The organism is Chitinophaga hostae (genome assembly GCF_018224885.1).
Lineage (GTDB): Bacteria > Bacteroidota > Bacteroidia > Chitinophagales > Chitinophagaceae > Chitinophaga > Chitinophaga hostae.
Genome location: NZ_JAGTXB010000073.1, coordinates 1 through 233 on the forward strand (window position 1 = coordinate 1; position 233 = coordinate 233).

The 233-nt window shown below is 45.9% G+C and carries 1 protein-coding gene; it reads left to right on the forward strand.

What is annotated here, in order from left to right:
- The coding region (locus KE626_RS34555; RefSeq protein ID WP_211977742.1) for a putative Ig domain-containing protein at positions 1-233 on the forward strand (233 nt) is incomplete at both ends.

The window sequence follows — 233 nt, forward strand, 5'->3', positions numbered from 1 at the left end:
TACAGTACATTGAATCTTCCTTCTTTTGTGACGCTGACACAATCAGGAGGTACTGTATCACTTGCTGTTGCGCCAGGCACTAATAACGCAGGCACGTACAATAATATCAGTGTTATCGCCACAGATTCCTATGGCGCTGCTGATACCACTACGTTTAATCTTACCGTAAATCCACCGCCTAACTCCGGTGGCAGCTACAGGGTATTGATGAACTTCAGACTCAATGCAGATGC